Annotated in this window: 10 protein-coding genes and 1 pseudogene; 9 read left to right on the forward strand and 2 right to left on the reverse strand. The window is 61.2% G+C overall.

Features of this window, described 5'->3' with window-relative positions:
* Window positions 1-69 precede the first annotated feature (69 nt).
* From AC1DNE_RS05600 to AC1DNE_RS05640, 9 genes are all read left to right on the forward strand, one after another.
* The gene (locus AC1DNE_RS05600; RefSeq protein ID WP_441470978.1) at window positions 70-1,335 is read left to right on the forward strand and encodes a 3-phosphoshikimate 1-carboxyvinyltransferase; all 1,266 of its coding nucleotides are present in this window, start codon (window positions 70-72) and stop codon (window positions 1,333-1,335) included.
* 165 nt (window positions 1,336-1,500) lie between these two features.
* On the forward strand, window positions 1,501-2,061 hold the full coding sequence (ssb, locus tag AC1DNE_RS05605; protein WP_441470979.1) for a single-stranded DNA-binding protein: 561 nt from the start codon (window positions 1,501-1,503) through the stop codon (window positions 2,059-2,061).
* A gap of 151 nt (window positions 2,062-2,212) precedes the next feature.
* Window positions 2,213-3,430: a tyrosine-type recombinase/integrase gene (locus AC1DNE_RS05610; RefSeq protein WP_476840944.1), complete on the forward strand. Its 1,218-nt coding sequence runs from the start codon at window positions 2,213-2,215 to the stop codon at window positions 3,428-3,430.
* Window positions 3,427-4,989 (forward strand): site-specific integrase, encoded by a 1,563-nt coding sequence (locus AC1DNE_RS05615; protein WP_476840945.1) that lies wholly within the window; start codon window positions 3,427-3,429, stop codon window positions 4,987-4,989. The genes AC1DNE_RS05610 and AC1DNE_RS05615 overlap by 4 nt, the downstream gene beginning before the upstream one ends.
* A gap of 242 nt (window positions 4,990-5,231) precedes the next feature.
* Window positions 5,232-6,941, forward strand: coding sequence for a hypothetical protein (locus AC1DNE_RS05620; protein WP_476840946.1), 1,710 nt, complete (start codon window positions 5,232-5,234; stop codon window positions 6,939-6,941).
* Window positions 6,942-7,182: 241 nt separating this feature from the next.
* Window positions 7,183-7,488, forward strand: a complete 306-nt coding sequence (locus AC1DNE_RS05625) for a hypothetical protein (RefSeq protein WP_476840947.1) — start codon at window positions 7,183-7,185, stop codon at window positions 7,486-7,488.
* 2 nt (window positions 7,489-7,490) lie between these two features.
* Entirely contained in the window at window positions 7,491-7,931 is a 441-nt protein-coding gene (locus tag AC1DNE_RS05630; RefSeq protein ID WP_476840948.1) for a DUF6262 family protein, read from the forward strand.
* A 128-nt stretch (window positions 7,932-8,059) separates the two neighbouring features.
* Entirely contained in the window at window positions 8,060-9,934 is a 1,875-nt protein-coding gene (locus AC1DNE_RS05635; RefSeq protein WP_476840949.1) for an ATP-dependent DNA helicase, read from the forward strand.
* A 306-nt stretch (window positions 9,935-10,240) separates the two neighbouring features.
* Entirely contained in the window at window positions 10,241-12,199 is a 1,959-nt protein-coding gene (locus AC1DNE_RS05640) for a hypothetical protein (RefSeq protein WP_476840950.1), read from the forward strand.
* A 176-nt stretch (window positions 12,200-12,375) separates the two neighbouring features.
* On the opposite strand, the pseudogene AC1DNE_RS05645 reads toward AC1DNE_RS05640, so the two are convergent.
* Window positions 12,376-12,768: pseudogene (locus AC1DNE_RS05645) on the reverse strand (ATP-binding protein); the annotation flags it as partial.
* Window positions 12,769-12,894: 126 nt separating this feature from the next.
* Entirely contained in the window at window positions 12,895-14,262 is a 1,368-nt protein-coding gene (locus AC1DNE_RS05650) for a hypothetical protein (protein WP_476840951.1), read from the reverse strand.
* Window positions 14,263-14,312 lie beyond the last annotated feature (50 nt).

Below are 14,312 nucleotides of genomic sequence, written 5' to 3' on the forward strand. Positions count from 1 at the left end.
GCCGGCCACGCTATGAGCTTGCGCGCGCCGTTTCGGCGCAGGCTTTGAAACGGGCGAAGGTTACGGACGATGAATGCGACGGTCGCACTGACGATCGTTCCGCCGGGCGCGCCGCTGCGGGGCCGGGTGGAGCCCCCCGGCTCGAAATCGATCACCAACCGCGCCTTGCTCGTGGCGGCGCTGGCCGGCGGCACGAGCCGGCTGACCGGCGCCCTGAAGAGCGACGACACCCGCCACATGGCGCAGGCGGTGCGCGCGATGGGCGTCACGGTCGACGAGCCCGATGAGACCACCTTCGTCGTCTCGGGAACGGGCCGGTTGCAACCGCCCGCCGAGCCGCTCTTCCTCGGCAACGCCGGTACCGCGACACGCTTCCTGACCGCAGCCGCCGCGCTGGTCGACGGCACCGTGATCGTCGACGGCGACGAGCACATGCGCAAACGCCCGATCGCGCCGCTGGTCGAGGCGCTGCGGACATTGGACGTGGCGGTGACGGCTCCGAGCGGTTGCCCCCCGGTTACGGTCGAGGGGCAGGGGAGCTTCCCTGCCGGGCGCGTGGAGATCGATGGCGGCTTGTCCAGCCAGTACGTGTCCGCGCTGCTGATGGCGGCGGCCTGCGGGCGTGGCCCGGTCGAGATCGCCTTGACCGGCAAGGAAATCGGCGCGCGCGGCTATATCGATCTGACGCTGGCGGTGATGAAGGCCTTCGGGGCGATAGTTTCGCAGCCGGATCCGGCGACATGGCGGGTGGAACCGACCGGCTATAAGGCTGCCGACTTCCTGATCGAACCCGATGCGTCCGCCGCCACCTATCTCTGGGCGGCTGAGGTGCTGACCGGCGGTGCCATCGATCTCGGTGTCGCCCCCTCGGCCTTCACCCAGCCCGACGCGGCCGCGCACAAGATCATCGCCAGCTTCCCGCACCTGCCGGCCGTCATCGATGGCTCGCAGATGCAGGATGCGATTCCCACTCTCGCCGTGCTCGCGGCCTTCAACCAGCGGCCGGTTCGCTTCGTCGGAATCGCCAATCTGCGGGTCAAGGAATGCGACCGGGTGGCGGCGCTGGCGCAGGGGTTGTCGCGCATCCGGCCGGGCCTCGGCCGGGAGGAGGGGGACGATCTTCTGGTCGCGTCCGATCCGGCCCTCGCCGGGCAGACCCTTCCCGCGCGGATCGACAGCCATGCCGATCACCGCATCGCAATGAGCTTCGCGCTGGCGGGCCTCAAGCTCAACGGCATCACCATCCTGGACCCCGCCTGCGTCGGCAAGACCTATCCGGGTTATTGGCGGGCGCTGGCTTCGCTCGGCGTCAGGCTGGAAGGCGACCTGCCGTAGCCTTCCAGCAGTTCGTCTGCGGCGACCGCCTGGCGGTGTGATTCGACAGGGGAAAACCATTTGAACAAAACGGGAACATCATTGATAATGCCTTAATCGGCCGATAGGGTTCGGCTCCGGTCGAGCGGCCGGTTTGTGTGAAGTGCGCAGGAAATGGAGCCTGTCATGGCTGGTAGCGTCAACAAGGTCATTCTGGTCGGCAATCTCGGGCGCGATCCCGAAGTGCGCCGCCTCGGCAGCGGCGAGCCTGTCGTCAATCTGCGCATCGCCACCTCCGAGACATGGCGCGACAAGCAGAGCGGCGAGCGCAAGGAGCGCACCGAGTGGCACTCGGTCGTGATCTTCAACGAGAACCTGGCGAAGGTCGCCGAGCAGTACCTGAAGAAGGGCTCGAAGGTTTACATCGAGGGCCAGCTCCAGACCCGCAAGTGGCAGGACCAGTCCGGCGTCGAGAAATACACCACCGAGATCGTGCTGCAGCGCTTCCGCGGCGAGCTCACCATCCTCGACAGCCGCCAGGGCGGCTCGGATGAGTACGGCGAAGGCGGCGGTGGCGGCGGCTACATGGACGATCGTTCGGGCGGCGGCGGCTCCTTCGGCCGCTCCGGCGCGATGGGCGGTGGCGGTGGCGGCGGTTCGCGCCAGCCGGCCATGTCGGGCGGTGGTGGCGGCGGCGGTGGCGGCCGTTCCTCGTCGACCCATCTCGACGACGATATCCCGTTCTGATGTGCGGTAGATAGCATTTTGTAAACTGTATCCGTAATAGGCTGATCCGATTAAGGAAATTGGATCGGCCTATTCACGGAAGCGCAATTAGTCCCTTGGCGCAATATGCGGGTTCTTGGTTTTGTAAACCGAGAGCCGCTAAGGGGCAGATATGTATCAGGAAATTGCGCCTTTCTATGTAAAACACGGCCGTTTTGGATCGGGCGAGCGCTTTCCGCGCGTTGTCGATGGGGCCGGCATCCTAGCGTTCGATCCGACGATCTACGCGATACATGTCTTGCGAGTCCGAGAAGGCTCCGCTGGCACAATGGAGGCCCATCTCCGCGCAATCGCGTTGCTTATGAATTGGGCCGTCGCGCGCGGCATAGATCTGCGAACTCGGTTTGAAACGCTGGAGTTGATCTCGCCCTCGGAGATCATCGATCTTCGCGACAATCTCCGGCTGCGCGTCAAACGAGAAACTTCGGTCGAGACAAGGATCCGGCCAGCCACAATTGGGGCCGGTGGTTTCTACAATAGATGCCGGTTCACGGCTGAATTCATCACCTGGCATGCTCGCAATGCTCTGATGCGCATGCGATTAGGTGATCCTCGCCTGCCCGAAGGCCGTCGACGCATCGAACAGTTTGAACGGCTGATGCTGGAGAATCTTCCACGCGGCCGTTCTGTCGGCCGGGAAGGTATCGACGAGGCCGCGCAGGCACTGTTCCTCCAGGTGATCAAATCGGGCAATCCGCTCAATCCGTTCCAGCAGCAGCATAAGCTGAGAAACGAAGCGCTTCTGCTGCTCTACTACGAGACCGGCATGCGACGGGCCGAGGCGTTGAAGTTAAAGGGAGAGCACCTCATCGCTCTCGGGAGCAGATCTCCTCAAGTCAGGGTCATCCGTGATCCTGATGATCCTGGAGATCCCCGCCAGATCGAGCCTCGCGTCAAAACGTTACCGCGTGATATCCCGATTAGCGCTGAGCTTGCTCAGCTCTTGCTGCGTTGGATGGTAGTTCGCCGCGATCGCAGTCGTTACGGTGAAGTGCGAAAGACGCCTTACGTCTTCGTGGCTCGCACAGGGCGTCCGTTAGGCCTTCGGACGGTGAACGACATGTTTGACCTGTTGCGCAAAAGGATTGGCGGCTTACCTAAAGCACTTATGCCTCACGTGCTGAGAAACACTGCCAACGACCGTTTCTCGGCCGCTGCGGATGCGCAAGGGCTCAGCGAAGAGCACGAGAAGCAGGCCCGCAATTATACGATGGGTTGGACAAAAGATTCTCAGCAAGGCGATAAATATACGCAACGACACACCCGTAGGCGCGCGGAAAAGGTGATGTTGAGCATGCAAGACAAAAGTAGCGAGGGAAAAAATCGTTGAACGCAGCTGCGAAAATGTACGGAATTGCACCCTCGTTCCCTTCGCAGGGCGTCATTCTCGATCTCGCTGGGCTTCCAGTTGATGCCAGCGGCTGGGTTTGGCGCCTGAACAGCGCTAGAGCATCTCACACACTTAAGTGGTTAGAGTTAAAATTTGAGTCTCCAGATATACTTGAGGCAACGGCCCTTTATTTCAAGCGCTTGATCGAGACCAAATCCCCAGATTCTGTAAGAAATACCTTTAGTGCTATACTGCATGTCTGCAATTCGTCGTCTTTCGCTAAGTCAGATCGCAATGGGACTGCCATCGACATTAGTTTTTTCGGCGAGATGCAGCGATTTTTCGGGTCAGAAGCCCAGTATCGATTGCATTATCTCCGTCACTGGTTTCGGTTCTGCGTGGATCAAGGTTGCTCCGCCTTTTCAGAAGAGGTCGCTTTCGAGCTGGATGCTCGTGTTGTAGGCGGAAACAAGAAGGGCCATGCGGTCCTGTCGCTCGATCCTGACGAAGGGCCTCTCAACGATTTAGAGATCACAGCGCTGCTGAACGCGCTGAGGGCTGCCGGCCAGTCAAATAGCATCGCTTTGACAGAGTTGGCCGCGCTTTGGCTCTGCGTTGCCTTCGGCAGCAATCCGCTCCAGTTTGCTCTTCTTCGTGAAGGCGATGTCAGCGTGATCGAGGAGGAAGGGCGCCGGTTCATCCAGGTCAGTGTTCCGCGGGTGAAGAAGCGAACGGAGGCGCCGCGCCGCGAGTTTCGGCTTCGCAAACTCAACCAAGAAATCGGTCAGGTTGTACTCGACCTGATGGAGGAAAATCGTCGAGGGCGCGAAGCGGGAGGTGATTGGAGCCCCGATCATCCCGCGCCGCTTTTCGTTCGCGGCACCGCCCGATCAGACGAAGGAGGGCCGATGTCTGAGTATGCTCGACATTTATACGCCTCCGAGTTTACCGCCCTGGTGAGGAACGCAGTAGATCGCCTGGGAGTGATCTCGCCGCGAACCGGGCGTCCTCTTGAGGTCACGCCTCGCCGTTTGCGCTACACCTATGCCACGCGGCTCGTTCGTGAAGGGGTCAGTCAGCGAGAGCTCGCAGATCTTCTCGATCATACCGATCTGCAGAATGTGCGAGTCTACTTCGACATTAAGTCGGATATCGTGGAGTCGCTCGATAAGGCCATGGCGCTGGCGCTCGGACCTGTCGCTCAGGCTTTTCTTGGCAAGATCGTGCGTGCGGAGCCTGAAGCCGTTCGCGGGAACGACCCGACCAGCCGGGTGAAGACACTCGACAAGGCGAACGACGAGGTCGTGAGCCTGGGCACGTGCGGGCAGCATTCGTTCTGTGGATTTTTGGCTCCGATCGCATGTTACACCTGTGCCCTGTTCCAACCTTGGATGGATGGTCCGCACGACGTCATATTGAACGACTTGCTGGCGACGCGTGATCGGAAGCTCGCTGCCGGACAGGATGGTCGCATGGTGGCGATCTATGACTCGACGATTTTGGCGATCGGCGATGTGATCTCGCGAATTGAGGCGGCTCGTGCAGCCGAAGCAGCATGAGTGTTCATATACTTCCTTCGGCGCGCGATCTCGATGCGCAACAGAACCTAGTCAACTTCATAACAGGCGCTCGGAAACTCAGCGCTTTTGGCCCAGTCGAGTTCGATGCCCCCATCTGGTGCGTCGAGTCTATCAAGAAAAGTCGGGCTTCGAGCTCACGGCGTGGCGCTAGGACCCTCTATTTTACGGAAGCAAAGCGGGGAGATCGAAACGGCGAAGATCGGGTCCCTCTGCAAGCGCCTTTGGCCGACTTCATAAAGGCAGTTGTTCGACGTCGGGAGGATGCGGCCCCTAAGCATATTGAAGATCATAACACCATTATCCGTGCGGCCCGGTTCCTGGAGGCGCTCATGTCGGACATTGGGTACGACCCATGCCGGCTGCTCGCGGATCACTTCTTCGACGCCGCTAGGGCGTCCCGGGAGGCGGATACAGGAGCGACGGCCTATGTTCTCGGTAAGAAGCTGGCGGAAATCGCGGGCTGGCTCAACAACTACGGCATTGGCAGAGCGAAAATCGACTTCAAGAACCCCAATCCACGGGTGGATGATAGCAACGCTCGGATTGGTGAGGAGGCCGAGGCGCGGCGGGCTCAAAAGTTGCCGAAGGCGGAGGAACTCGATGCGCTAGCTGACTTGGCGAACCGAGTGACGGAACCAGCCGACGTCCTTCGGATCCGCGCGATCGAACTTCTCGTTTGCGGCGGTTGGCGGATCAACGAGCTACTCACTATCCCGGCCGACTGTGAGGTCGAGGAGGAAGCGTTCGAAAATGGCGAGCCGGTGCTGGACAAGGTTGGGAAGCCCATTGTCCGCTACGGTATCCGTTACTTCGGCGAGAAAGGCGCGCCGCCCCTTCCGAAATGGATTCCCTCGCCATTGGTGGATGTTGCGAAGAGGGCGATCACAGACATACGTCGGATTACTGAGCCGACTCGTCGAGTTGCACAGTTTGTGAGAGAAAATCCAGGCTATCTACCAGCTCCTGGGCTTGAACAGGGGGATCTCGACGGCCTTATTTCTGGCCGCGATCTTGAAGCTGTGCTTGGGCTTTCTAAAGGCGGGGGCCAACAGTGGCTGAAACGAAATAAGATCGATCGCCTCGTAGATGGCCGTGTTTGTGCAGTAAAGAGAGATGTTATTGAGGCGATATTGTTTGATTTTCCTGTTGTTGATGAGGGGCGCCTGAAATTTGAGGAGTATATGTTCCTCATTCCTCATAATATGATGCATGCGCGGAGGGCCACGATCTCAGGTTCCGCCCGTTTTCTAACGGATGGGATGATCGCGGACTTCATAAGAGGGAGAGCCGGCGCCCCTTCGATCTTCGAAAAATTCGGCATTGCCGGTGCGGGTGGTCGGTCAATCCGCATGAATACGCATCAGTTCCGCCACTGGCTAAATACCATGGCCCAGGAGGGCGGCATGAGCCAGATGGAAATCGCCCGTTGGTCAGGTCGAAAAGATGTCTGGCAGAACGCGGCTTACGATCACGTCTCGGGTGCGCAGTTGGCGAAGCGCGTCCGAGCCCTGGTCGAAGCCGGCGATATCCGCGGTCCCCTGGCGAAAGTCCAGGAGCGGTTGCCCCCGATTGACCGAAAGCAGTTCCGCGAGGCAGCGATTGCGACCGCCCACGTTACCGATATCGGACAATGCATCCATGACTGGAGCATGACGCCGTGTCCGGTCTTCGGCGATTGCTCGGGATGTGAAGAGCACCTGGTCGTCAAAGGCGACGCCGCGCAGCAGGCTGCCGCGGAGCAGCTTTTTGGCGAAACCGAGCGGTTGCTTGCGAAAGCGCGGGAAGAGGTGGCTGACGAGACCTACGGCGCATCGCGTTGGGTCGTCGCTCACCAGCGCGTGGCCTCCAATCTGAAGGCCGTCCTAGCGGTACATGGCGACGCTACAATACCGGATGGCACGCTTGTCCAGCCCGCCTTTCAGAGTGAATAATCCGAAACGAGGCTAACCCATGGGACTTACCGCCTGCCGCCGATATGGGAATCAACTACGGTTGGGCGGCGGATGGGGGCGATCGATGAGCGACTCGGACAGAAGGCAAGCAGGGCGCCGCAAGGCGAAACCGCGAACCGGCCCGCGTCGCGCTATCGACGAAGCAGCAGTCCAACGCGTCTGCCAGATCATCAGAACCTGGCCGGCTACGATACCTTTGACCTGGGAAGCGCTCGTCAAGATGACCGCCCAGGTCGAAAAAGGTGGGTGGACCCGCCAAGGTCTCAATCGACACAAAGCGATCGTCGACGCTTTCCAGCAGCGGAAGATCGATCTCAGGAAGAGCCCGAAGCCGTCCAAGGACCCCTTGGTCGTCGTGTTGCGGCGCCAGATTGAGGACCGTGAGGCCGAGAACCAGTTTCTGCGGGAGAAGCTCGCGCATTATGAGGAGCGGTTTATCGTCATGATCCGGAACGCGACCGCCCGTGGGCTCACTCGGAATGACCTCGAGGCTCCGCTGCCTCCAATCGATCGCGCGAGAATCTAAGCGTGACTGAGGAACTCTCCGGTGCGGCACTTGGCGCGGATAATGTTGAGAAGCTGCGTCGCTATCTCCGTCAACGGGCAGATGAGAAGCGGCATCTGCCGGAGCGCAATGGTCGCGTTAACGTCTCCGCGATCGCAATGGACTGCGGGTTCGATCGTCAGGTCCTCTACAAGAACCCCGGTGCGAAACGCTTGCTGGCCGAGGCTGTAGCCGAACTGGGCATCGATGCACCCGAGCCGGCCGAAGCTGCATCCGAAATCCCGAAAGCGGATCGACGGGATCGGCGCATCCAGAGGCTGGAGCAGGAAAACGCCGCTCTTCGAGCTGAGCTCACGGAACTCCGCGAGCAAACGCGGCGCCTGCAGCATGTCGAAACCCATGTTGTTGAAACGGGCCGCTTCGTCTCGCAACTCTTCCCGTCCCTCGGTGAGACCGGGGAATGACCGTCCCTCGGAGCCGACCTGCGATCAGCAGGCCCTCGCGCGCAGGGGAAGAGAAGGGGGCGCGCCTTGGCGCGCCGCTTGCGCTTGCCCCTTCTCTGGACCGAGCACGAGGGCATGATGTCGTCGGGTTGGCAGGGCAGACACCTAGCCGCCGGACTCTGGTTCGACATCTCGCGGAGAGCTCGGCGTTCCAAGGCATCGGATACGCTCGTGCAGCAAAACTTGCTGAGCGGTTCGGCGATGAGCTGCCCCAGTTGCTAGCGAGCGGGGATCCGGGACCCTTCATTGAAATCTTGGGGGAGGTCGGCGCACAGCTCCTCGTCGATGCCTGGCGCGAGGATCTCGCTCGCAACGATATCGTGGTCTGGCTCGACGAGATGGGGTTGGATCCGCGATTAGCCGACAAGATCGTGAAGTTGTGGGGCGCAGAGGCTGCCCCGCGTCTCCGGGCCAATCCATATCTGCTCATGGCGCTCGCAGGTTGGCGCGAGGTGGATGATGTTGCTCGGCGTCTCGGTATTGCCCGGGACCACAAGTTGCGGCTCGTCGGCGCAGTCGAGGCCGTGCTCTACCGAGCCTTGCATCGGCAGGATACGTGGGTCTCCAACCAAGAGATCGACCGCGAGGTAGCCAAGCTGTTGGGGAGCCGTGCGCTGGCGCAGCGGGCTGTCCCGATTGCTCATGACATTGGCGCGGCCGCGAAATGCGGAACCGGGTGGCAGCCCGCCGGCGCCGCCATGATGGAGCGTTACGTTGCCAGGCGTCTCGAAGCTATGCTTGCTGATGACGAAATCGGCGATCTGATAGCCCGCCCGATCCGCGAAAACGAAGTCGATCGATGGCTCGATGATGCCAAGCGCGCTCTCGGACTCGAACTGAACGCTGAACAGCGATCGGCTGTACATCTGGCACTGCGGCAGCGCTTCGGTCTCGTCGTCGGCGGGGCGGGGGTCGGAAAAACGACCGTGCTACGGGCGATCTGCGATGCTGCGGAATCGTTCGGCAGAGTAGTTCACCTGATGGCTCTGGCCGGCCGGGCCGCTGTCCGGATGCGCGAGGCGACACATCGGCCGGCGTCGACGATCGCTGCCTTCCTCAAGGGCTGCGAAGCTCGGACAGTCGCGCTCGGGCCCGAGTGCCTCGTCATCGTCGACGAGAGCTCGATGTTGGACCTGCCGACGTTCTATCGCCTGCTTCGAGCGCTTCCGGCCGGAGCCGGCCTATTGCTTGTTGGGGATGAGGCCCAGCTTGGCCCGATCGGGTTTGGCCTCACGTTCCACGCGTTCGTCGAAGTGGCGGCTATCCCATGCGTGCGCCTGACGCAAATCTATCGCCAGTCGGACGCCTCGGGCATACCGGCCGTGGCCGCCGCTGTGCGCGATGGCCGGCTTCCCTCGCTCCGAACAGAGATATCCGACGACGACGGCGTTGTCCTGATACCCACCAGAACGGACCCGACGGCGGACGATATCGTCGACGTGGTAACCTCGTTGGGAGGCTTTGCCGATGGTCTCAGGGTCTTATCGCCCCTGCGAGCCGGCGATGTCGGCGTAGCCACCCTAAATGCCCGCTTCCACGCTCTCGTGGCCTCCAGGCAACCGACGTCGCGGCCGCCGCCGTACATAGTTGGTGAGCCAATCATCTTCGGCCGAAACGACTACCAGCGGGATCTTCGGAACGGCAGCCTCGGCGTCGTCAGCCTGGTGGAGGGAGCGACCATTGTCGTGGACTTCGACGGAGCGTCCCATCGGTTCAACCTGGGCGGGCCGGCGGAAGATATCGCGCTCGCCTATGCCGTTACGGTGCATAAGGCACAGGGCAGTCAGTTCCGCACAGTGGTTATCCCGGTGACGGGGAACAGGCTGATGGATCGCTCTCTGATCTATACCTCCATCACTCGCGCTACCGAACGAGTAATCTTGGTGGGTTGCAAACAGACTCTGGAAAAGGCCGTGTCGGTGGATGGAGCCGCTCATCGTCGTTTGACCGGCTTTCGCCGCTAAAGGAACCCGTTGTGTTGGTTTGGAGGCAGCGTCGGAGCTTTGACTTGCTAAGCGCCAACTCCGGACATTGGCACCGTGACCGAAAGCGGACACACACTTTACTGGATCACGCTCAATCGCAGCTTGCAACCACTCGATGGAGCACGTGTGGTCGCCGCAATGGATGTCGAGCGCTCCGTGATAACTTTCATCCAGTGCTCCGCTGCTCTGGATGGGAGGCCCTTCCAGAGCTGACGTGGCCATGGGACAACCGAGGGAATTCAGAGCCTAGATCTCTGGGTTGTCCTCAGGGTGATAGGCGCTCAGTTGCTCGATGATGATGACCTGACTCGGTTCCTGCGCGCTTTCGAGGCCATGGCTATGCCGGGCGTCGAGCCTCGGCCACCCGGCATAGTTTTGCTGAACGAGAATGGCTTGTTTCCAACCGAGCTTGGTCGCCTTGTGAGCTCCCTGCAAATTGCAGCCGTTCTTGGAGATGCGCCTCGGCTGGCAGCAGCTGCAGCGCGGCTAATAGTCAATGAGCACGTCGAACAGCGATTTACGCCGCTGTCTGATCTGGATGCTTGGGCACAAGCGATTGCCTGGGCAGTGAAGCAGCCAGCACTCAGCAACCCAGCTGCTCTGGACTCAGCATCATTTCGAGATCGCGAAGAAATTGTTGGTGCGGCCTGTCTACGCCTGCGGAAACGCGGGTTTAGGTTTGATATCGCCGCCTATGGGCCGCGAATTGAGGGCAGCGCTCGACAACAGATCGTCAGCAGCGTCGAAGGGTACATTCGTCTTCTGGGCGGTCTGGAGACCGTGAACCAACTTCTTCGCGCAATGCGCGATGCAAATAACATTCACGACGGGATGTGGCTGTTTGGAGAGGTCGGACTCGGCCTGTACGCTGCAAGGCACCCGATGATCCCGGTTGGCTGGCTGATGTCGCTGGCTCTACGGAACCTGGACAAGAAAGCGACCGCCCGAAAGCCCGCGGTTGCCTGGGCTTCGCTCATCGCGCTGGCCACTGATTTCGCTGCCGTCCACGATTGCCAACGATACAGCTCATTCGAGGATATGGACCTTCATCCGAGCCAGCTTCACCGGACGCTGGCTGCGTCGACGTTGTGGCGGGAGTTCTTCACCCTGCCGCAAATGCCGACGCAGGCCATGCGCCAGGTGCTGGATGCGCTAGTCGGCGTTTTGACCGAGGACGATGCTCATCGCCTGGGCTTCGCGCCGTCCGCCCTGGTGAGCGAGATCGCGAAGCTCTCCGAGACGTCAGCAGAAGATCGTGCCACTACATTTCCCCGCGCCAATGCCGAACAGGCACTTCCTCTGCTGACACGGCTGACGCAAGGCGCCGCTGAGCGAGTGAACAGCGGCTACAGCGATCCGCTCGCTGCTCAGGGCCGCACTCAAGATAGCGTGCTGCTTTTCGCGTGCGGACGCGACCAGGCCATGACGCTGCCCCGCTCATTCCTGGCCGAAGCTGCATGCGAGTTTGTGTTCGGCCTTCTCTGGTCGAAGCTGGGCCCCCGCGCCGGCGACGTGGTCGGGCTGACCATGGAAAGGGCGATAGCGACTGCGTGCCAGGGCAAGGCACCCACAGTGCTTAGTAGCCATCCATACGAAGTCAGGGGCCAGCGGTTCGAGTTCGATGCGGCGACACGGGATGGGGACCGCATTACTCTGATCGAAACGAAGGGAAAGATGCTGACGCGGCAGTCGCGCTCCGGCGACATGTTCGCCTTCTTTCGCGATTACGCTGATAGCTTCCTTCGAATGCTCTCCCAGCTCGTGCGCCACGAGATCAATCTGAGGGCTGGCGACACACCGCTGACCAAGCCGGGCGAGCTTGTCGACGACTTCCAGCCGGTGAAGGTCGCCGTATCGCCGCTGAGCTATGGACCCGTGAGTGATAAGGCGCTGTCGAATGCCGTCGTTCGCTCACTGGTTGGCGCGAAGCTGACGGTGGTGGTGCCGGACAAAGAGAATGAACGGATCATCGCCGACTTCAACAGGCGGTCTGCAAAAATCCTGGATGACATTGCCAGCGTAGCGCCGAAGGAGGACGGGCTTGTTAAGCTTTTCCCTTATCTCATCGACGTGTTTTGGTTGGACCTCGGCCAGCTTCTGTATGTTCTCGGCCGAGCCAACACCGTCTGGGACGCGTTCCGGCCGCTGAAGCACATTACGTTCGGCTCTCGAGACTTCTGGACAGAGCTTGCCCATGCCGAACGCGGCGGGCTGACCACCGGCAAATGGCGACCGGTTAGGTGACCCGCATCATCTAGCGAACGCCAGTCGGCCTAGCATGTCAAACGGCGCACAGTATTGCCCCCCGATCGGCGTCCAATCTTGACCCCTTGATGTGTTGAGACGGTGAGGAGGCGGCACGGCGGAGCTGGTTTGGGTTGCGCAGCCGCGCCGGCTCCGGGTCGCCGGCGGCGCGTGGCTCAGAGCCTGTTCTTGAAGCGCCAGCTCTCGTTGCCGGTCTCGACGATGTCACAGTGATGGGTCGGCCGGTCGAGGAGCGCGGTGGTCATCTTGGCATCGCCGAAGACGGAGGGCCACTCGCCGAAGGCGAGGTTGGTGGTGACGATGACGGAGCTCTGTTCGTAGAGCCGGCTGATCAGGTGGAACAGCAACTGGCCGCCGGATTGGGCGAAGGGTAGATAGCCGAGTTCGTCGAGGACGATGAAGTCCATGCGCGAGAGATAGTCGGCCATGCGGCCCTGGCGGCCGGCGCGGGCCTCGGCCTCGAGTTTGTTGACGAGATCGACGACGTTGAAGAAGCGCCCTCGCGCACCGGCACGGATGCAGGCGCGGGCGATCGCGATGGCGCGATGGGCCAGCCATCCGGATATCGGCGCGATCAATGCGACCGCCGAAGGCCAGACCATCCTGCAAAATCCCGCTTGGGTCACGCTGATGTTGGTGCGTGCCTTGTTGCGCGGCCTGTGTTGTTCGCTGGCTCACTCGTCAGCCGGTTGCTCCGGCGGCGGCAGCACCCATCCGTCGGACTGCAGGAAGGTCAGAACGTCCTCATATTTGTCGGTACGGCGCATGCGACGAATGAATTGGTAGAATCGATTCCGTGCGTCATGCGTCGGCCGATCGGCAACGGCCGCGTTGCGGAGCACGCTGAGCAACAGGGTATCGGTCTCTGCTGCATCCCAGTTCTGCCCGTTGTCGATGACGGCATCGAGCAGCTGGTCGAGCTGCCGGCTGCCGAGGCGGCCGGCGAACGGCGTGATGAGGTCGCCGAAGTTCGCTTCGGACCCACGCCAGCTACCAGACCCCTGATACTCTTCAATTGCCCGGGGCCAAAGGTCGGCGAGCGGCTGAGAGGCAATGGCGGCGGCCAAGTGCTCTCGATTGAGGCCGGCTATGAGGGGCAACAGCGGGGCGCGGAATTGCGCGACAGTCACGCCCGCCAGGATGCGATAGTCAGTGAGTGCCGCTGGGTCGGCATTATCAATGGTCTGCTGCAGGGCGGTCCGCGTCGGCTCCTGAAGTCGTGGCCAGAAATCCGGGAAAGCGGCGATGAAGGCGATGGCGCGAGGGCGGTTTGCCGGTTCGAGATTGTCGATCAGCCTGATGATTGCCAGGGAGACATCCGGCCAGGCGTCAGCGGCGCGTTCGCGCAGGGCGACCAGCGAGGGAATGATCTTGCGATGCAGCGGTTCCCATTGCGCCGGCACACCCTTGAGGAGGGATTTTGCGAGCACCGTGCCGAAATTGCGCACGTTCTGGGTACGGACGCGCGCAAGGTAGCGCTGCTCGACGTAGTCGAGGATGCGTTCGTAGGCCGTCGGAAAACCTGTCGATTGCACGTCGACGTCATAGAGGTCGAAGATCGCCTTGCCCTGTAGAGGTTCCTGCGACAGCACGAGATCGACCGCGTTGACGAGGTGAAGCCGCACCAGCTCCGGGGAAGGTTGGAACAGATCGGCCTCGGCGGAGAAGGCCGGATGGGCGCAGAGGTGCCGGTCTTCGCGAAGGCGCTCCAGATGCGTTCGGGCGATACGATTGACGACTTGCGTGTTGGCCGTCGCGTCTTCGAGGATGCCTCCTTCAAGCTGAAGCAGCTTGGCGATGTCGCCTGAGACGGTCGCATTGTCCCACGATTGAAGAAAAGCGGTCGCGGCCGCGTCGCCCATGGCGCTCAGCTCGCGGTACTTGGCGATCAGATCATAGACGAGGGCGACCCATGCTGAGGTAAGCGCGCCACGCAACGCGCCCGCCTTGTAGGCTTTCACCGCGTCCAGAAAGTACACCTTCGACTGGGGATGCCGAATTCGGGTGAGCAGTATGTCGAGATCTACGAATCCAGTGTCCACGGTTCTCTATCCAGGCAGCGCAATGTAAGGATGCAATGTTACCTTGCCTC

The sequence above is a fragment of the Allobosea sp. 05L423 genome (genome assembly GCF_056397745.1).

What these genes read in the sequence shown, in the direction of transcription:
- AC1DNE_RS05625 (WP_476840947.1), top strand. Translation starts at nt 7,183, where the DNA reads ATGACCGCCCAGGTCGAAAAAGGTGGGTGGACCCGCCAAGGTCTCAAT.
- AC1DNE_RS05610 (WP_476840944.1), top strand. Translation starts at nt 2,213, where the DNA reads ATGTATCAGGAAATTGCGCCTTTCTATGTAAAACACGGCCGTTTTGGA.
- AC1DNE_RS05600 (WP_441470978.1), top strand. Translation starts at nt 70, where the DNA reads ATGAATGCGACGGTCGCACTGACGATCGTTCCGCCGGGCGCGCCGCTG.
- ssb (WP_441470979.1), top strand. Translation starts at nt 1,501, where the DNA reads ATGGCTGGTAGCGTCAACAAGGTCATTCTGGTCGGCAATCTCGGGCGC.